This window comes from Sorangium sp. So ce726 (assembly GCF_051521405.1).
In the GTDB taxonomy this organism is placed as follows: Bacteria; Myxococcota_A; Polyangia; order Polyangiales; family Polyangiaceae; genus Sorangium.
In genome coordinates, this window is the sequence record NZ_CP150349.1 from 901904 (window position 1) to 920907 (window position 19004).

At 70.5% G+C, this 19004-nt stretch carries 12 protein-coding genes; 2 read left to right on the forward strand and 10 right to left on the reverse strand.

The features are described 5' to 3' along the window. Positions 1-239: 239 nt before the first annotated feature. Positions 240-923, forward strand: a complete 684-nt coding sequence (locus tag WME79_RS03330) for an extensin-like domain-containing protein (protein ID WP_437531767.1) — start codon at positions 240-242, stop codon at positions 921-923. A 23-nt stretch (positions 924-946) separates the two neighbouring features. On the opposite strand, the gene WME79_RS03335 is transcribed toward WME79_RS03330, so the two are convergent. The 5 genes from WME79_RS03335 to uvrB all read right to left on the reverse strand — a co-directional run bounded on the left by WME79_RS03335 (position 947) and on the right by uvrB (position 9642). Further along, on the reverse strand, positions 947-2884 hold the full coding sequence (locus WME79_RS03335) for a glycoside hydrolase 5 family protein (protein ID WP_437531770.1): 1938 nt from the start codon (positions 2882-2884) through the stop codon (positions 947-949). 186 nt (positions 2885-3070) lie between these two features. Further along, a complete protein-coding gene (locus WME79_RS03340) occupies positions 3071-4090 on the reverse strand; it encodes a LacI family DNA-binding transcriptional regulator (RefSeq protein WP_437531773.1) in 1020 nt (339 codons plus the stop codon). Positions 4091-4321: 231 nt separating this feature from the next. Further along, the gene (locus tag WME79_RS03345) at positions 4322-5599 is read right to left on the reverse strand and encodes an SGNH/GDSL hydrolase family protein (protein ID WP_437531776.1); all 1278 of its coding nucleotides are present in this window, start codon (positions 5597-5599) and stop codon (positions 4322-4324) included. Positions 5600-5892: 293 nt separating this feature from the next. Further along, positions 5893-7077: a phosphoserine phosphatase SerB gene (gene serB, locus WME79_RS03350; protein ID WP_437531778.1), complete on the reverse strand. Its 1185-nt coding sequence runs from the start codon at positions 7075-7077 to the stop codon at positions 5893-5895. A 405-nt stretch (positions 7078-7482) separates the two neighbouring features. Next, complete coding sequence (uvrB, locus tag WME79_RS03355; RefSeq protein ID WP_437531780.1) at positions 7483-9642, reverse strand: excinuclease ABC subunit UvrB; 2160 nt, start codon at positions 9640-9642, stop codon at positions 7483-7485. An 885-nt stretch (positions 9643-10527) separates the two neighbouring features. Here uvrB and rsgA point away from each other — a divergent pair. Next, positions 10528-11520: a ribosome small subunit-dependent GTPase A gene (rsgA, locus tag WME79_RS03360; RefSeq protein WP_437531783.1), complete on the forward strand. Its 993-nt coding sequence runs from the start codon at positions 10528-10530 to the stop codon at positions 11518-11520. 369 nt (positions 11521-11889) lie between these two features. Here rsgA and WME79_RS03365 read toward each other — a convergent pair whose 3' ends face one another. From WME79_RS03365 to WME79_RS03385, 5 genes are all read right to left on the reverse strand, one after another. Next, entirely contained in the window at positions 11890-13836 is a 1947-nt protein-coding gene (locus WME79_RS03365) for a sigma 54-interacting transcriptional regulator (RefSeq protein WP_437531786.1), read from the reverse strand. A gap of 254 nt (positions 13837-14090) precedes the next feature. Next, a complete protein-coding gene (locus WME79_RS03370; RefSeq protein ID WP_437531789.1) occupies positions 14091-15848 on the reverse strand; it encodes a hypothetical protein in 1758 nt (585 codons plus the stop codon). 220 nt (positions 15849-16068) lie between these two features. Next, positions 16069-16911, reverse strand: a complete 843-nt coding sequence (locus tag WME79_RS03375) for an SDR family oxidoreductase (RefSeq protein ID WP_437531792.1) — start codon at positions 16909-16911, stop codon at positions 16069-16071. 103 nt (positions 16912-17014) lie between these two features. Continuing rightward, positions 17015-18163, reverse strand: coding sequence for an NAD(P)/FAD-dependent oxidoreductase (locus tag WME79_RS03380; RefSeq protein WP_437531795.1), 1149 nt, complete (start codon positions 18161-18163; stop codon positions 17015-17017). Between the two features lie 6 nt (positions 18164-18169). Then, the gene (locus tag WME79_RS03385) at positions 18170-19003 is read right to left on the reverse strand and encodes a 3'(2'),5'-bisphosphate nucleotidase CysQ family protein (protein ID WP_437539745.1); all 834 of its coding nucleotides are present in this window, start codon (positions 19001-19003) and stop codon (positions 18170-18172) included. Position 19004: the final 1 nt, after the last annotated feature.

Below are 19004 nucleotides of genomic sequence, written 5' to 3' on the forward strand. Positions count from 1 at the left end.
GTACGGACATCGATGTGCACGCACGCTTTCTTCTGGTGCTCGCTGCGGCGGCGATGAGCTCGGCGCTGTCCTGCTCTCACAGCGGTCCCACGCTCGCGGAGCGCGGAGGAACCGCGCCCGGCCGTCTCGCGGCGCCGGCCCCCGGCGGCGCGCCAGCCCTCGCCGGAGCAGCACCGGTAGAGGCCGGAGGGGCGCCGGTCTCCGCGGGAGCAGCGCCCACCGGTGCCGCGGGACCACCCGTGGCGCCGGCGACATCGCCGGAATGGGCCGGCCCCTGGATCGAGCACCTCGCCGACGCTGCCGGCCTCCGCGAGCGGCCTCCGCGGGCGCAGCGCCAGTGGAACCATATCGTTGCGGCCGCAGGGGCGGATTGCCGCGATGCCCTCAAGCGTGCGGGAGCGCGGTTCCAGTCGCTGCCGGACACCGAGAAGCCCAACAAGAAGGGGTGTGGCATCCCCCACGGCGTGCTGCTGAGCCGCGGGCCGACCGGCATCGTTTACTCGCCGCCGCTGCAAGTCGATTGCTCGCTCGCCCTCCGGCTGGCCGATATGGAGCGCGTGATCCAGGAAGAGGCCGAGGCGCACCTGAGCTCGCAGATCGTCCGCATCAACACCCTGGGGAGCTATGCCTGCCGCGAAGTGGTCGGCAGGATGCGCCCGTGGAGCGAGGGGCTGAGCGAGCACTCGTTCGGCAATGCATTCGATATCGCGCGCTTCTCGCCGAAGCGCGGCCGCGCGATCAGCGTGCTCCGCGATTACGTGCTCCACGGGGAAGACCCGAGCACCCGTGAGGGGCGCTTCCTCCGGGGCGTGAGCCGCCGGCTCCGCGCCGAGGGGGCGGCCGCGCGCGTCCTCGGCCCGGACTTCGACGCGAGCCACCGGGACCACCTGCACATCGATTGCGGCACGCCGCGCTGGTACTGAGGCGACGGCTGGCGGCCCCGCGCTTACCGCGGCCCCGGCCGCAGCTCGAGGATCCGCACGTCGTACGGGGCGAGCTCCACGGCGTGGACCGGGGACTTGCCGCCCAGCTCGGTCAGGTGCCCGGAGGCCGCGGCGGGCTTCACCGAGAGCGGCTGATCCGCCTGGCTGACCAGGAAGATGAAGCGGCGGCCATCCCGGTGGCGCAGCGTGTCCGCCGCGACGCGCGGGTCGTCCACCGTCACCGCCCGCTTCACGCCGGCGAGCTCGGCGAGCGCGTCGTAGAGCTGGTAGGTCGGCTCCGGGTTGATCCGGGGGGTCGCCGCGGCGAAGTGCTCGATAGGATAGGTGCAGAGCACGACGCTGCCGCTCCCGATCTTGCGCCGCAGCAGCGCCGGCCGGCCGCGCTGGTCGACCGCGACGACCTCCGCGCCCCTGGCCCGCACGGGCAGGTAAGCGCGGCTGTGCTCGGTGCCTGAGACCGGGAACGTGAGCGTCGTGCCCGCCGCGATCGTGCCGAACTGGCATTCGAAGGTGAGCTTCACGCGGTCGTCCTCGATCGGATCGACCATCCCGTAGCGCAGCTGGTGCTCGACACCGAACATCGCGTTGAGGTGCGCATACCACGGCCCGCGCTGCGACCCGTGCGTGCCGTGACAGTACGACGCGTAGACGACCGCGCCGGCGGACGCCAGCCGCTCCAGGAGATGCCATGTGGGCGCGGTCAGCTGCTTGGCCGACGGCAGCAGGTAAAGCCGGCAGTCCTCGGCGATCCCGTCTCGCTCCCGCGTCAGCCCGACCGGCAGGTCCGCCTCCTTCGCCGCGATGTAGGCTTGCCGCAGCATCGTGAACAGGTAGCTGCGGTCCTCGGCCTCCGTGAACGGGAACGCACCTTCCAGGTACGACGGGACGATCAGCGCTGCGTCGGCCGGCTCGCGCTCACAGCCGAGGACGTCGATGTCGGAGAGCACCTTCGCGAAGCGGGCCATCTCCTTGAGCTGCGGCTTGGGGCGGCCATCGACGGTCGTCAGCCCGAAATGGAGCTCGAAAGGGTGGTGCCTGTAGGGATCCTGATGGATGAGATCGAAATCGGTGTTGTTCCAGCCGATCCAGCCGGTGGCGCCGGCCAGCAGCGTGTTGTGGAGGACCTGCCGGTAGTAGTGCGCGGCGTTCTCGTCGGACGCGAACGCCGATGACACGCCGAACTCCTCCAGCACGACGGGCTTGCCGAGGAAGCCCGTGAGCTCGCAGACGAACGCCGCGCCGTAGTGCTGGCGCACCAGGTCGTTCTCCATCCGGTACACGTGCGGGCCGAGGAAGTCGACGAGCGCGCCGAGATCGCGGACGGAGAACCCATTGTCGTTCCCCGTGACCTCGATGCCCCACGCGCCATCGCCGATCGAGATCGGCTGGCTCGCCCCTCCCGCCCGCAGCGCCTGCACGATCAGGCTCGCCCAGCTCGTGACGTTCTCGCGGATCGAGCGCTCGCGCTCGCCGTAGATCGGCATCTCGTTGGAGACCAGCCAGCCCGTCACCGCCCGGTGCCCCGCGAAGCGCCGCGCCATCTGCTCGGCGAACCAGGCCTGCCGGGCCACCATCCACACGTCGCCATAGAGGTCCCGCCCGCGCCGCCAGGCCGGATCCCAGTTCTCGCCGGACATGTGGCCGACGAGGAGGGTCGGGATCGTCGTGAGGCCCGCCTCGACGTGCGCCTCGAGGAAATCGGCATAACGCGCGACGCAGTCCTCGTCGATCCGGTCCGGCTCCGGCATGAAGTGAGGCCAGTAGAAGAACGACCGGGTCATGGTCAGGCCGTGATCGGCGAGCACCCGGAGCTCCTCGCGGATCACGAACGGATCATAGCTCTGCCACATGAGCGGGCCGCCGCGCCTCGACCAGAAATTGGCCCCCAGCCAGGCGACCGCCTGTTGACGAACTGCGACTTTGGCGAAATTGCGGTGCATAGTCCTCACGTCCTGGTCATGCAGAGCGGCGCTCTCGAACACCGTCCGTCCCCCTGCTCGCGGCGCGGGCCGCGCGCTCGAGGCGCGAGCGGCGGGCAGGTCACTTAATCGGTTCAGTTTACGTCACTTAATCGGTTCAGTCTACACGCCCGTACGGGGCCTCGCCCTCGCTCGGGCGAGGCCGGCTCATGCGCGGGGGGGCGGGGCGGTGCTGCCCCGCGTCGCGAGCGTCGGCGCGCTGCACTCGTCGTCGGTGACCGGCTCTCCGGCGACGAGGCGGAGGAGCAGCGCGGCGGCGCGGGAGCCGTGCTCGGCGATGTTGCGGCGCACCGCGGTCAGGGCGGGGTGGACGAGCTGGCACAGCGCCGAGTCGTCCCAGGCCACGATCGAGAGGCGCTCCGGCACGGGGACGCGCATCTCGTGGGCGACCGCGAGCGCGGCGACGGCCATCACGTCGTTGTCGAAGACGATGGCCGTCGGCGGCGAGGCCTCGGCCAGGAGCCGCCGCGTGGCCTGCCCGCCTGCCTCGCCCGTGTAGTCGGCGTGGACCGTCTGCACCCGATCCAGGCGCCGCTGGCGCGCGGCCGCGGTGAACGCCTTGGTCCGGACCGCGGTGTGCACGAACTCCGCGGGGCCGGCGACCCGCGCGATCGACCGGTGGCCCAGCGCGGCCAGGTAGTCGACGACGGCCCGCATGGCGCTCGCGTCGTCGCTCCACACCCCGGGCAGCTGCCCCTTGCCGGCCGGCCCGCCGATCACCACCGCCGGGAGCTTCAGCTCCTCGATCAGCTTCACGCGCGGATCGTCGTCGCAGAGGTCGACAAGGATCACCCCGTCGACCCGCCGCTCGGCCCACCAGCGGCGGTAGGTCTCCACCTCGGTCACGCGATCCTCCGTGACCTTGAGCAGCAGCGCTTCGGCCTTCTCGGACAGCTCCGCCTCGATGCCGGAGATGAGCTGCATGAAGAACGGCTCGATGCCGAGCATGTGCGCGGGCCGATCGATGACCAGGCCGACGGCGCCGGCGCGGCCGTCGGACAGCGCCCGCGCCGCGTTGCTCGGCTGCCAGCCGAGCTCCGCCGCGATGGCCAGGATCCGCTCGCGCGTCGGCTCCGACACGCCGGGCCTGCCGTTCAGCGCATACGACACCGCTCCTTTGGACACCCCCGCACGCCACGCGATGTCCGTGATCGTCGGACGCTTCACCCATCACCTCCGCTCCAGGCGACGGATCGCGCCTGCCGTGTGAACCGGCTCCCTCGCATGGCCCCGGTTGGATAGCACGACGGCCCGCGGGCGAGCCGAACGCCGCGCAGGGCCGGGCGCCGCGAGCGAGCGACGAGCCCGGCGCAGCCCCTCCCACACCGTCGCCTGGCCAGGCGAGGCGGGCGAGGCGCCGCGCCGGACGGCCGCGAGGGGCCGGTCAGCGCGCCGAGTTCACCAGCCCAGGGCCGACTTGATCGCCGGGGCGAGCTCCGCCGCCATCGTCTCGTGCTCCGCGGCGTCCGGGTGCGTCCCGCAGCCCTTGCCGGCCGCCTTGCTGACGACGACCTTGTGCACCCGCGCGTCGTTGTTCGCCGCGAAGTGCTGCTCCACGAGCGTCAAGCTGGCCTTGTGATCGGTCGCTGACATGTCCGTGGCCTCGGGCCAGCCGTCGCCGAGCATGGGGCTCGACATGCAGAAGATGTGGGCCTCGGGGTAGTAACCCCGCAGCCTCGTGACGAAATCGATGTAGGTGTCCGCGTACGACGCGGCATCCAACTTGGGCCGCTCGCTGTCTCCCGGGGAGAAGTCGTTGGTGCCCAGCGCGACCACGACCGCGTCGGGGACGAACCGCGCGTGATCCCATGCGGGAGAGTCCTCGAGCTCCGGGAACAGGAGGTCATAGACCTCCGGCATCGGCCTGGCGTCGTACTCGAAGCTGTAGTTCCTGACGAGCCCGATCCCCGACACCGCGGTGACGTGGTACTCCGCGCCGAGCTCCCGTGCCACGACGGCGCCGTAGGAGAGACGGGCGTTGTGGTAGGGTTGTCCCCAGCCGTCCTCCTCGCACTGAGGCGAGTTGTTGGCCGCTTCGATCCCGGAGCCGCAGGTGATCGAGTCGCCGATGAACTCGATCTTCCGGCTCGGCTTCTGTGGTGGGGCCTGGATCTCTCCGCCGAACTTGAAGCCGAGGAACTCGGCGTACCCGATGGACGCCTCCGTCCTCTTGACCACCGTCACCTTGTGCTCGCCATACGGGAGATCCGAGGCCACCTCGTAGTCGGTGGCGTCGGCGAGCAGCTGGATCTTCTTCGCCGGGCCGTCATCGACGATGACGTCGATGTAGTTGAAATACTTGTCCCACTTGTGCTCGTCATCGAGCGTGACGGCGACGGAGCTACCCCTGAAGTTCGCCTGGATCGTCACGCCCGGCGTGGAGAACCTCGGCTTCTTGGGATCCGAAAAGTCGATCCTGCCGGAGTACTGGATATTGCTGTCGTCTGCGGCGTAGGCCCGCTCGGTCGTGTCCACGGGGGGGTTCCCGCCTTCGCCGCCGCCGCCTGCGTCGTCGCCGCCGGCCTGGCCGCCCCCGCTGCTCGAGCTGTCACCCCCGCCCCCGGCAGACGCCGCGCTGGCGCTGGTGCTCGACACGCTGTCCGACGTGTTGTCCGTCGAGCTGCACGCGCCGATCAGCAGCGCAGCCCCGGCGCCCATCGCAAACAAGCTCTTCATGGGAGAACCTCCTCAGCTGATCCGGCTGGCGCGACACGCTCGGCGCCGCGACGACGCCGCCCGCGCTTTGATCCGCGCCCGCCAGACCTCGGCGGATCGAGCGCTCGGATCGAGATCGTCCCGGGCGTCAGGCGTCCGGTGTCGACAGGCCAGCCGTGAACTGAATCGGTTCAGTATTGTGGGCGCGCGCGCCTGTCAAGCGCGGCGCGCCGTCGCGCGGGGGCCTGCCTGTCAAGCGTGGCGCTGCGTCCCACGGGACTCCGCTGCTTGGCGGACAGGCCGTGTCGTGCCGTTCACGCCACCTCGAGGAGCTCGCGTTCGGTGATGCCGAGCAGGAAGAGGATGGCGTCGAGGCCGCTTGCGGAGAGGGACGTATCGGCGGCCTCTCGCAGCTTGGGCTTTGCGCGGAACGCGACGCCGAGGCCGGCCCTCTGCAGCATCAGGAGGTCGTTGGCGCCGTCGCCCACGGCGATGGTTTGATCGAGCAACACGCCTTCTGCCTGGGCGATGGTCTCGAGCAGCTCGGCCTTGCGTTGCGCGTTGACGATCGGCCCTGTGACCCGGCCGGTCAGCTGTCCGTTCACGACCTCCAGCGCGTTCGAGTAGGCGTAGTCGATCCCGAGCCGTGCCTTCAGCGCCTCCGCTGCGATCGAGAAGCCGCCGGAGATCACCGCGGTCCGGTAGCCGAGCCGCTTCAGCACCCGGATGAGCGTCTCTGCGCCCTCGGTGATGGGGAGCTCTGCGGCGAGCTTCCGCAGCACGCCGACGTCGAGCCCGCGGAGCAGCGAGAGCCGCTGGCGGAGCGACTCGTCATAATCCATCTCCCCTTGCATCGCGCGCTCGGTGATCTTCGCCACCTGCTCCGCGACGCCCTTCGCGCGCGCCAGCTCATCGATCACCTCGATCCGGATGAGCGTCGAGTCCATGTCCATCACGACGAGCCGCTTGCTCCGTCGGAAGAGGCCCTCGCGTTGCAGCGCGAGGTCGAAGCTGTTCTGCGTCGCGAGCGCGAGGAGGGCCTGCTTGAGGGCGTCGGCCTCCTCCTCGCGCTGGAGCAGCACCTGGATCTCCACCGACGAGAGGCGTTCGACTGACAGCCGCGCGATCTTCTCGATGTTCGCGCCGTGGGCAGCGAGTGTGGAGGCCACGTCGTGCAGCGGCTTCGCGCCGAGCTCGCGGCCGATGGCAGTCACCACGTACCGGCTCCCGGGCGCGCGCCGCGGCGCCCCTCCGTCGAGCGGCTTGAAGTCGAGCGTCACGCCGAGCTCCTTCGCGGCGAACAGCAGCTCCTTGAGTCCGCTGCGTGTCTCGGGGAAGAGCGCGAGGAGCGCGAGGTTCAGGTTTCCGTGCACCACCACCTGCTCGATGTCGAGCAGCGTGGCGCCGATGTCGCTGAGGATGCCCGTGAGCCGAGCGGTGATGCCAGGGTGGTCCCTGCCGGTGACGGTGACGAGTATCGGATCGGACGAGACGACCATGCCTGAGCCCCCTTAACAGGGCCGCGCTGCAGGGTCGACGCCGATAGAGCGCCGCACGAAGCAAAAGGACGTTTTACCGAAAGAGCGTTTGCCGAACTACCACTCCCCCCTTCGCGCCTCACGCCCAGGCGACCTCCCGCTCCGTCGTAGCGCCAGCAGCCCTCCCATCCCCCCATCCCCCCCATCCCCCCACCCCCCACAAAGAGCCCGCGGGGGAGGAGGCTGCGCGCGCGGGGGGGCGGTGGGCGGGCCCCACGAATCCGAGGGCCGGCCCGCAGCGCAGCTCTCGCCGTGCGGACTCGCCCCGCCCCGTCCAGCCGGCAACAGCCCCCCAAAAGGCCCGAGTTCGTGGGAGGGCCCACCGCCCCCCCGCGCGCGCAGCCTCCTCCCCCGCGGGCTCCGTAGCTATCGGTAGCGCCCGCCCCCTCGCCCCGCCGCCGCCCGTCCGCCCCCCTTGCCGCCCGCCGCAGGCCTCCCGCCCCCCTTGCCGCCCGGACCGCGCCGGCTCGCCGGCCGCCCTGAGCGCGCCGGCTTCTCCTCGGCCGCCTCGCGCGCCGCGCCAGCATCCCCGTCCCCCTGCTGCGCCTTGAGCTGCCGGAGCTGATCGCGCAGCCGCGCCGCCTTCTCGAACTCCAGGTTCTCCGCCGCCGCGAACATCTCCTGCCGGAGCGCGTCGATCTGGTCGACCAGGTCCACCGCGGCGCGCGCCGCCTCGGCCGCGGGCTTCGCCGGCCCCTTCGGCACGGCGTAGTAATCGCGCGTGCCCGAGGTGGGCGACAGGTCGAGGATCGCCTTCTTCACCGTGGCCGGCGTGATGCCGTGCTCCTTGTTGTACGCCTCCTGGATCGCGCGCCGCCGGTTCGTCTCGTCCATCGCGCGCTTCATCGCCTCGGTGATGCGATCGGCGTACATCACGACCTCGCCGTGCACGTTGCGGGCGGCGCGGCCGATCGTCTGGATGAGCGAGCGCGGGCTCCGGAGGAAGCCCTCCTTGTCGGCGTCGAGGATGGCGACCAGCGACACCTCGGGGAGATCGAGCCCCTCGCGCAGCAGGTTGATGCCGACCAGCACGTCGAACTCGCCGCGCCGGAGATCGCGGAGGATCTCCACGCGCTGGAGCGTGTCGACGTCCGAGTGGAGGTAGCGGACCCGGATGCCGAGCTCCGTGTAGTACTCGGTCAGATCCTCGGCCATCCGCTTGGTCAGCGTCGTCACGAGCACGCGATCGCCGCGGCTCACCCGCTCCCGGATGCGCGCCAGCAGGTCGTCGACCTGACCGGACACGGGGCGGATCTGGATCTGCGGATCGATGAGCCCGGTCGGCCGGATGATCTGCTCGACGACCGAGCCGGCCGACTTCTGCAGCTCGTAATCGCCGGGCGTCGCGCTCACGAAGAGGACCTGCGCGTAGTGCTGCTCGAACTCCTCGAACTTGAGCGGCCGGTTGTCGAGCGCGCTGGGGAGCCGGAACCCGTACTCGACAAGCGTCTCCTTCCGCGCCCGGTCGCCCCGGTACATCGCCCCGACCTGCGGGACGGTCTGGTGCGACTCGTCGATGATCAGGAGAAAGTCCTTCGGGAAATAGTCGATCAGCGTCGGCGGGGGCTCGCCGGCCTTCCGGCCCGAGAGGTGGCGCGAGTAGTTCTCGATGCCGTTGCAGAACCCCATCTGCTCCAGCATCTCGAGATCGTACATTGTGCGCTGCTCGATACGCTGCTTCTCGAGGAATCGCACGGCCCTGTCGTAGTGGTCGATGCGCTCGCGCAGCTCCTCGCGGATCGCCTGGATCGCGAGCCTGAGCTGCTGCTGCTCGGTGACGTAGTGGGAGCCGGGGAAGACCGCGTAGCGATCGAGCTGGCCCACCACCTTGCCGCGGACCGGGTCGACCTCCTTGATGGCCTCGATCTCATCGCCGAAGAACTCGACCCGGATCGCGAGCGCCTCCTCGTAGGCCGGGAAGATCTCGACGACGTCGCCGCGGACGCGGAACGTCCCGCGGTGGAAATCGACGTCGTTCCGCGTGTACTGGATGTCGACGAGCCGCCGCAGGAGCTCGTCGCGGCGGATCTCGGTGCCGCGCTCGAGCTTGATCAGGAGCCCGTGGTAGCTCTCGGCCGAGCCGATGCCGTAGATGCAGCTCACGGAGGCGACGATGATCACGTCCGGTCGCGAGAGCAGCGCGTGCGTCGCCGCGTGGCGCATGCGGTCGATCGCGTCGTTGATGATCGCGTCCTTCTCGATGTACGTGTCGCTCGTCGGGACGTAGGCTTCGGGCTGGTAGTAGTCGTAGTAGCTGACGAAATAGTGGACGGCGTTGTTGGGGAAGAGCTCCCGCATCTCGCCGTAGAGCTGGGCCGCCAGCGTCTTGTTCGGCGCCATGATGAGGGTCGGCTTTTGCAGCTTCTCGATCACCTTGGCGGCGGTGAACGTCTTGCCGCTGCCCGTGACGCCGAGGAGGACCTGGAAGGCCTCGCCCTGCTCGAAAGCGGAGCAGATCTCCTGGAGCGCGCGAGGTTGGTCACCGCACGGCTTGAATTCGGAGACGAGCTCGAAGTGTGTGGGCATGGAGCGGAGGACCCTAGTGCGGCGAGGCGCTCCTCGCAACCTCCGCGGCCGTCAGGGCCGGAGGGCGGGGTGGCCTCGCCGGGAAGGCGCGGTCTCGTCCGGCTTCGTCGGTCTTCCAACTATCGGCAACCATTGGCAACCATCGGCCGAGCGGAAATTGTCGACCCACTGTCGTTCACCTGGAACGAGGGCATCCCACGTCCCGCGCGCCTCCGTCCGGCCCACGCTCCTCTCCGCTTCGCCGCATGCGCCGCAGCTCGCCGCGCGCTCGTTGCTCTCCCAGGGCGGGCTCCGCACGTTCGTTGCGCCAAACGTGCTCCGTGCGCGCGCTCGCTGTCGATGCGGCCGGGCCGACCCGGGAGCGCTTGACGTCGGGGCGGGTCTATAGGATTCTGGTTGCTGTCGCGTCGTGGTGACGTGAGCCGAACACGGAGGACAGGTCATGAGTGTCAACACATCGCTCACCCATTGTGCCGCCGCCGTCGTTTCCGCCGCGGCCGGCTGAGCTCGTCTCCACGTCTTCGCGACGTTGTCCGCGTGCCCTGAGGGGCGCGCGTGTGCCCTGAGCGTGCCCCTCGCAGGGATCTGCCCTGGCCGGGTGTGCCTTCTGGCGTGACGTCCTGATCGATCGACGAGCTCCGCTCCGCGGCGGCCCCGCGTGTGGAATGGCCGGCGCGGGCGCGCTTGCGCGCCGCCGCGCCCTGTCCGTCGATCGCCGCGCGCCGAGCTCGGGCGCGGCCGAACGCCATGGAGCGCTCGTCTGTCATGCAAACTGACCTCGATTCTCTCGTTGATCCGTCTTCGCAGCACGAAATGCAGCCCGATCTGGTCGGGCTTGGATGGACTCCCTTCTTCGCGAGCCAGCTCGCTTGTCTGAAGGATGCCGTGCAGCCTGCGCGCGTCGTCCTCGCCTCCGCGTCCAGGCACCACGTTCAGACCGCGGATGGCCCGCGCCTCGCGGTGGTCAGCGGCCGCCTCGCGCATGAGGCTGCCGACCGCGCGGCGCTCCCCACCGTCGGTGATTGGGTGGGGCTCAGGCCTGGCGACAGCGCCGGGCCCTCGTACATCGTGCACACGTTCACGCGGAGCACGTGCCTGCGCCGCAAGGCCGCGGGGTCCACGGTGGAGGCCCAGGTGCTCGCGGCCAACATCGACAAGGTGTTCATCGTCACGTCGCTGAACGCCGACTTCAACCTGCGCCGCCTGGAGCGCTACATCGACGCCGTCCTCGACAGCGGCGCTCGCCCGGTCCTCGTGCTCAACAAGGCCGATGTCTGCCCGGATCCGGCGCGGTTCATCGACGCGGCGCGGGACGTCGCCCCCACCGCGCCGATCGCGCTCGTCAGCGCGCTCTCCGGCGCCGGCCTCGACGCGCTCCGCGCCGAGATCGGGGCAGGGGAGACCATCGCCCTCGTCGGCTCGTCCGGCGTGGGGAAGTCCGCGCTCAGCAATCGCCTGCTCGGCGCGGAGCTCCAGCGCGAGGGCGCGATCCGGGCGTCGGACGAGCGCGGCCGCCACACGACGGCCCACCGGGAGCTGTTCGTGATCCCTGGTGGTGGCCTCCTCATCGACACGCCGGGCATACGGGAGCTCGGCCTCTGGTCCGCGGGCGGCACCGCCCCGGCCGGCTTCGACGACGTCGAGGCCCGCGCCGCGGCCTGCCGCTTCCGGGACTGCGCCCACGACGGCGAACCTGGTTGCGCGGTGCTCCGTGCCATCAAGGACGGCGATCTCGATCCCGAGCGCCTCGGTGCCTACCTCAAGCTGGCAGCGGAGCGCCGCTACCTCGCCGGCCAACAGGATGTGCGCGCGAGGATCGAGGAGAAGCGGCGCTGGAAGCAGTTATCGAAGCAGATGCGCGTCAATCCGAAGCGCTAACCAGAGCCGACCTCCCGCCCTCGCGGCCAGACCTCAGCGTCCCCCGCCACGCCGCGTAGAGCCCGTCAGCAACTCCCCCAACTCATCCCCCCCGCTCTCCACCCCGCCCGCGCGCCCCCTCGAAACCGCTCTTTCCCATCCCTCGGAGAGAGCCCTCGGGAGGGGGTGTCGCGCGCGGGGCCGGCGGGGGAAGGGCCCCACGAACCCGAGCGCCGGCCCGCATCGAAGCCACCCGCTCCTGGTTCTCCCTCCCCCGTTCAGCCGGCCATAGCCACCACAAGGCGCGAGTTCGTGGGAAGGGCCCCCCGCCGGCCCCGCGCGCGACACCCCCTCCCGAGGGCTCCCCCGCGTCCTGGTGAGCCCTCTCCGTCAGATCCCGTATTGCCGGAGCTTCTTGTGCAGCCCCTCGCGCGTGATCCCGAGCGACTTGGCCGCGTTGGTCTTGTTGTTGTTGTGCCCGCGCAGCGCTTCCAGGAGGAAGAACTTCTCGACCGCGTCCATCATCTCCTTGAGCGACCCCTTCGGCGTCCCCGCCCGCGCGACGAGCCCCTCCACCTGCCGGATCCTCGGCGTGAGCAGCTCTGGCGTCCCGAACGCCCCCGGTTCCAGCTGGATGACGATCCGCTGCACCTCGTTCTGAAGCTCCCGCACGTTGCCCGGCCAGTCGTACGCGACCATGAGCTCCATCGCCTGCTGGCTGAACCCGCCGCACGGCTTGCCGATCTCGTCCGCGTAGCGCTCCAGAAAGTGCGCCGCGAGCAGCGGGATGTCGTCGCGCCGCTCTCGCAGCGGCGGCAGGCGGATCGGGAAGACCTTGAGGCGGTAGTAGAGGTCCTCGCGGAACCGCCCCTTGGCCACCTCGTCCTCGAGGTTCCGGTTCGTCGCGGCGACGATGCGCACGTTGACGTGCTTCGGGCTCGTCGCGCCCACGGGGCGGATCTCGCCCTCCTGGAGCGCCCGGAGGAGCTTCGATTGCAGCGACAGCGGCGTCTCGGTGATCTCGTCGAGGAAGAGCGTGCCCCCGTCCGCGATCTCGAACAGCCCCTTCTTCTCCTCGGTCGCGCCCGTGAAGGACCCCTTCTTGTGGCCGAAGAGCTCGCTCTCCAGGAGGCTCTCGGCCAGCGCCGCGCAGTTCTGCGCGACGAACAGCTTGTCGCGGCGGCGGGAGCGGTAGTGGACGGCGGCGGCGATGAGCTCCTTGCCCGTGCCCGTCTCGCCCTCGATCAGCACCGTGACGCGCGTGTCGACCACCTTGTCGAGCTGACCGATGACCTTTCGCATCGCGTCGCTGTTGCCGATGATGTCGACCGCGCCCCCGCTGCCGCCCCGGCGACGCTCCTCGCGCCCCTTGAGGAAGCTGTTCTCCTTCTGGAGCCGCTCCTCCGCGAGCACGAGCCGCTTGATGAGCCGGGCGTTCGCCACCGCGAGCGACGCGTTGGCGGCCAGCACGAGGAGCGTCTCCAGGTCGCCGGCGTTCAGCATCCCGGGCACGCTCCGGTTGTCGGCCTGGAGCACGCCGATGATCTCCTCGCCCTTCCAGAGCGGTACCGCGAGGGTGCTGCGGATCGAGGCGCCCATCAGCGACTCGGACTGCCCGACCTCGATCGGCGCGTCGGCGGCGAGCACGGCCGCCCGCTCCTTGATCACCTTCCGGTACACGCTGCGCGTGATCGGGACCGGCCCTGCAGGCGGCCCCCCTTTGCCCGACGCGGACCGGACCCGCGTCAGCACCGGCACGAACGCCGCCGGCGCCGCGCCCGGCTCCTGATCGTCGTCGCGCAGCACCACCGTGACGTGCGTCGAGCTCGGCACCAGCGCGAGCACCGCGTCGGCGATCTCGGCGAGCACCTCGTCCAGATCGTTCGCCGCGCCGATGCGCTTCTGCGCCGCGTACATCGCCGACAGCGCGCTCGGATCGCGCTCGATCTTCGCCTCGGCAGGCTCGATCTCGTCGAGGCGGCGGATCGAGACGACCCGCGCGTCGTCGGCCTCCTCCGGGATCTTCACCACCATCCGGGTGACCGCGTCCCCGGAGCCGAGCTCGATGACGTCCCCCGTCTGGAGGGCGAGCGCGCTGCGCCCCGCGCCGAGCTCCAGCCGCTCGCCCCGACGCGTCACGCTCGTGCCGTTCGTGGAGCGCAGATCCTCGAGGATCACCCCGTCCGCGCCGCTCACGATGCGCGCGTGCGCCCCGGAGACGTGGCGATCGTCGAGGACGACGCGGTTGTCCGACGAGCGCCCGAGCGTGATCAGCTCGCCCTGGAGCTCGAAGGTGCGCCCGGCAGCGAGACCCTGGGTTACCTCGAGCACGATCATGGTTCGTTCTTCAGCCGGGAAGACCCCGTGACAAGGGCCGGAGTAAACCGTCAAGAGGGCGGAGACGCCAAGGAAAAATCAGGAGCCAGGCGCATCAGTGGAGCGCCGCGCGAGCGTCGCGCAAGCATCGCCCCCGGGCGGCGTCGATCAAGGAAAATCTGGATCTGGGTGATGTGGCCGCTGGCGTGCTTCACGCGCCCCATGCGCCCCGTCCGCAGGCCGACCGCGGGACGGGGCGCACGGCGGTGCGGCGATCACTGCGCGCGGGCGGTGAGGCGGTAGATGACCGTCTTGAAGGGCGCGTTGCCGGCGATCTTCTCGGGATCCTTCGAGGCCTCGCCCTCGTCGACGATCTTCTGCAGCTTGGTCGCGACCTCGGCGTCGCCCTTCGGCGAGAGGGAGTCGATGACCGAGACCGAGACGAAGCGGACGGCCGCGTTCGAGACCTTCGGCATCGCGTCGATGATCTGCTGCCGGACCTCGGGGGTGCCGAACACGCCCGTCATGTAGGCGGACTTGATCCCCTGGAACTGCGTCTCCTTCGCCTGCGACGCCGGATCGCCGAGCTTGCCGACGTAACACTCGAGCTTGGTGCCGCAGGCCGCGAGCAGGTCCTTCGCGATCTTGATCTCCTTCTCCATCGACTTGCCGACCGTGCCGCCGCCGCTCGTGCGGGTGCCCGCGAGCCGGTCGACGTCGGCGATCTGGTCGGGCTTCATCAGCTTGAGCGCCGTCTGCAGCGAGACGTCGCGGATCTGCGCGACGTCGTCCTCCTCGCCGCGCGCCTCGAGGCCGCTCTTCACGAGCCACGGCACGAGGCTCGCGTCGAAGAAGTTGCTCGCCGCCTCGGCGAGCATCACCCGCGCGTTGATGCCGGCCGGCGGCATCTCGAGCCCCGCGGGCGTCTTGTCGTAGGCCGCCTGGAAGGCCGCGAGGGTCTCCGGCGTCTTCGGCACCTTGGTCAGCTCGCGCGCGATGATGGCGCGCGGCACGTCCTCGGCCTTCTCGAGCGCGGCGAGCAGCGGCTGCGACGACTCCTGCCGGCCGATCGTCGCCAGGACGAGCGCGGCCGCCGCCACGTGGGCGGTCTCCGCGGCCTTCTTCTGCTCCGCGCTCGCCTTGTCGCCGCCGGCGCCCTTCAGGTTCTCGACCTTCGAGTACTCGACGAGCTCCTTCTGGTCGCCCTGGAGCAGCGCGATCGTCGGCTGGATCGCGGGCTTGCCGATCTTCGTGAGCGCGAGGATCGCCGTCGTGGCCGCGTCCGCCTTGAGCGGCGACAGCACCACCTTGAGCAGCGGCACGACCGCCTTCTCGCTGCGCTGCCACCCGAGCAGCTCCGCGGCGGTGATCTGCCAGAACAGCTCGTTCCGCATCGTGCCGACGTCCTTCGGGTCGTTGATCGGGCGCCCGATCATCGTGATGAGCCCGTCTTCCCAGGACTTGCTGTTGATGTCGACCATCGCGTCGTGCACGTCGCGCGAGATCGTCGAGCCCTTGGGCTTGCCGTGCTGGAGCTTCGAGAAGACGGCCATGAGCGGCTCGGCGGCCTTCTCCGACTTCATCGCGCCGAGGCCGCGCACGGCCCAGCGGACGTCCTCCTCGGTGGACTCGGGCTTGTAGTCCTTGAGCGCCTTGATGAGGCAGGCCTCGCCGCGCGGGTCCCTCGTGTCGGAGATGAACTTGATGAGCTTCGAGTTCGTGCGCTCGTCGAGATCGCCGGCCACGCACTTCTGCGTCATCGGCTCGATGATCTTGTCGAGGAGCGGCTTCACGGTCGGGCCGTTCCGATCCTTGTTGTCACGCGTCATCGCGTCTTCGAAGAACTGGACGAGCCGGTTGACGGAGGCGGTGAGCGTGGCCGGGTCGTCGAGCCGCTTGACGTGCGTCTCGGGGTCGTTCTCGTCGCCGCATCCGACGATGACCCCTGCGGAGAGCGCCATCGACGACGCGGTGGCGGCCCCCAGGAGGAGCGAGCGAAGGAGCGGCAGGATGCTGCGTGCTGAGCGGGACATGGTGTTTCCTCCGGGACCTCGGTGATGCTGCCGGCCTGACCTCGCCGTCGCACGGTGCGCTTCAGGGGAGGCGGTCAGCGGCTAGCCTTCGTTAGCCTGAGGGGACGAAAGTGGACAAAAACAGCGCGCGGCAGGGGGCGCGGCCCCCCTTCGGCCACGACGTGGCGCCGCTCCGCCATGGAAACGGCGAAGCCGACGCTATTCGCCGTCAGAGAACGTGTCAACGCGAGCGCGGCGCCGAGACGAGCCGGCGGATCCCCGTGGCGAAGAGCCGGTCGGGGATGACACGGCGCAGCGCGACGAGCGCCCGTGCGTCCCGGCCGACGAGGGTCCGGAAAGGCGGCGATGCGTCGTCGATGAGGCGGAGGATCGCCGCCGCGACCGGGGCGGGCGGCGGCGCCTTGGCGGCGTCCTTCAGGACGATCTGCTCGATCGCCCTGGTCATCGCGCCGTAAGGGCCGTCGAGCGAGACGTGGGCGCCGCGCCGCTGGTTTTCGTAGAAAATTTCGGTCTTGAAGGTGCCGGGCTCGACGAGGCAGACGTGGACGCCGAACGGGGCGACCTCCCAGCGCAGCGCCTCGCTGAACCCCTCGACGGCGTGCTTCGTGGCCGCGTAGGCGCTCACGCCGGGGAGGCCGACGAGCCCGGAGATGCTCGAGACGTTGATGATGCGGCCGCGCCCCGCGCCGCGCATCGCCGGCAGCACCGCGCGCGTCACGGCCATCAGCCCGAAGACGTTGGTCTCGAACTGCGCCCGGACGTCGCTGTCCGCCTGCTCCTCGAAGGCGCCGCCGACCGCGATGCCGGCGTTGTTGATGAGGGCGTAGACGGGGCCGTGCTTCTGAAGGATCTCCCGGACCCTCTCGGGCGCGCTCGCCGCGGCGACGTCGAGCTGCTCGATCTCGAGCGTGACGCCCCGCGCCCCGGCGGCGGCGAGGAGCGCGCTGGCCTTCTCGGGGCGGCGCATCGTGGCGATGACCCGGTGGCCCGCCGCCGCGCATGCGACCGCCGTCGCGAGGCCGATGCCGCTGGAGGAGCCGGTGACGAGGACGAGGTGACCCATGGCGAAGGGGCGCGAGTATAGGCGAAGCGCGGCGCAGGGCGCGCGGCATGTGCGGCACGTGCGGCACGTCGAAGCGCGGCCGCCGCGCCGCCGGGGCAGGCGTTCAGCCGATGATCATCGCCTCGCTGAGGAGCCGGCCCTCCCTGAAGCGCCGCAGGTTCCAGCGATCGAACAGGGGGAGGGAGGCGCCCTCGGCGATGTGCTGCGCGAGGAGCTTGCCCATGACGGGCGCGATCATGAAGCCGTGGCCCATGAAACCGGAGGCCTGGTAGAAGTGCTCGACCTCGTCGACCCCGCCCACGATCGGGTTCTGATCTGGGGTGAGGTCGTAACAGCCGGCCCACTGCCGCAGCACCTTGACGCTGCCGAGGAGGGGGCACGCGGCGACGAGCGCCCGCGCGTACAGGGCGAGGAACTTGTGGCTCGACCCCATGTCGAGGCCGTCGGGGACGTCCTCGTTGGAGATGCCGCCCACGATCTCGCCGCGCATCGACTGGGAAAAATAGAGGCCGTTCGAGAGATCCGCGACGAGCGGGCCGAGCCAGGGCTTGAGCGGCTCGGTCGAGCAGATCTCGTGGCGGTGCGGGTGGTTGGGCAGCTCCACGCCGAGCATGCGCGCGATCTCGGGGCTCCACGCGCCGGCGGCGTTGACGACCCGGTGCGTCCGGATCTCGCCGCGGTCGGTGACCACGGCGTCGATCCGCGCGCCCTGCGTGCGGAAGCCGAGGACGTTCGTGAAGGTGGCGATGTCGACGCCGAGCTTCTGCGCGCGCTCGGCGTAGCCCCAGACGAACGGCCAGGGGAACACGACGCCGTCGTCGGGGTTGTAGCTCGCCGCGACGACGCCGTCGGTCGAGAGCTGCGGCACGATCGCGCGCGCCTCGTTGGCGGTGAGCATCCGCGTCCCGAGGCCGCACGCGTTCTGCACGGCGACGCTCTTCTCGAGCGTCCGGCGGCCCGCCTCGCTGCGCACGAGGAAGAGGTAACCGCCTTGCCGGAACCAGATGTTGATCTTCATCTCGCGGGCGAAATCCCGGCAGATGCGGATGCTCTCCTGCATGAGCCGGATGTTCCCCTCGCTCGAGAACTGCGCCCGCACCCCGCCGCCGTTGCGCCCGCTGGCGCCGCCGCAGAGGTAGCTCCGGTCGACGACGACGACGTCGGTGATGCCGTGGTGCCGCGCGAGGTTGTAGGCGATCGCGAGGCCCATGATCCCCGCGCCGATGATGACGATCTCGGCCTGCCCCCGCATCGCGCCTCAGCCGAGCTCCGACCTCGCCGCGGCGACGACGGCGGCCTGGAGGGCGCCGTTCGAGGCGATGATGCCGCGGCCGAGCTTGAGCCCGGGGCCGGTGTAGTCGATGGGCGCGCCCGAGAGGTCGGTGAAGCTGCCGCCCGCCCCGAGGAGCACGGCCTCGGGCGCGCAGCTGTCCCAGAGCTTGGCGCCGCCTCCGCCGTGCACGTAGAGGTCGACCTCGCCGGTCGCGATCCGGGCGATCTTCACGCCGACCGAGCCGCAGGGGACGACCTTCGAGATGCCGAGCCGCGCGAGGAGCGGCTCGAGCTCCTTCGGCCGGTGCGAGCGCGAGATGATGAGCGTCGCGTCGGCCGGAGAGCTCACGGCCGAGACCCGGAGCGGCCTGCGGCTGCCGTCCCTCGCCTCGAGGAAGGCGACGCTGCCCTCGCCGGCGCGGCCGGCCAGCGCCTCGCCCGTCGTGGGCATCACCACGACGCCCAGCGCCGCGCGGCCGCGGACCGCGAGCCCGATCATCACGGCGAACTCGCCGTTCCTGTCCGCGAACTCGCGCGTGCCGTCGAGCGGGTCGACGAAGAACACCCGCTCCTTCCGCAGGCGCGCGGCGAGCTCGTCTCCGGTCGGGACGCTCTCCTCGGCGAGGATCGCCTCGCCAGGGAACGCGGCCTCGAGCCTGCTGCAGATGAGCGCGTTCGCCTCGCGATCGGCGCGGGTCACCGGGTCGCCGGGGCCCTTCATCTCGACGGCGAACGGCGTCGCGTACACGTCCATCACGATCGCCGCCGCGGCGCGCGCGATGCGGACGATCTCGTCGAGCTCCCTGTCGTTCTGGTCCATC

Coding starts and splice junctions, on each gene's coding strand:
- WME79_RS03375 (WP_437531792.1), bottom strand. CDS start 16,911: ATGGGTCACCTCGTCCTCGTCACCGGCTCCTCCAGCGGCATCGGCCTC.
- WME79_RS03365 (WP_437531786.1), bottom strand. CDS start 13,836: ATGATCGTGCTCGAGGTAACCCAGGGTCTCGCTGCCGGGCGCACCTTC.
- WME79_RS03385 (WP_437539745.1), bottom strand. CDS start 19,003: ATGGACCAGAACGACAGGGAGCTCGACGAGATCGTCCGCATCGCGCGC.
- WME79_RS03335 (WP_437531770.1), bottom strand. CDS start 2,884: ATGCACCGCAATTTCGCCAAAGTCGCAGTTCGTCAACAGGCGGTCGCC.
- serB (WP_437531778.1), bottom strand. CDS start 7,077: ATGGTCGTCTCGTCCGATCCGATACTCGTCACCGTCACCGGCAGGGAC.
- WME79_RS03345 (WP_437531776.1), bottom strand. CDS start 5,599: ATGAAGAGCTTGTTTGCGATGGGCGCCGGGGCTGCGCTGCTGATCGGC.
- WME79_RS03380 (WP_437531795.1), bottom strand. CDS start 18,163: ATGCGGGGGCAGGCCGAGATCGTCATCATCGGCGCGGGGATCATGGGC.
- WME79_RS03370 (WP_437531789.1), bottom strand. CDS start 15,848: ATGTCCCGCTCAGCACGCAGCATCCTGCCGCTCCTTCGCTCGCTCCTC.
- uvrB (WP_437531780.1), bottom strand. CDS start 9,642: ATGCCCACACACTTCGAGCTCGTCTCCGAATTCAAGCCGTGCGGTGAC.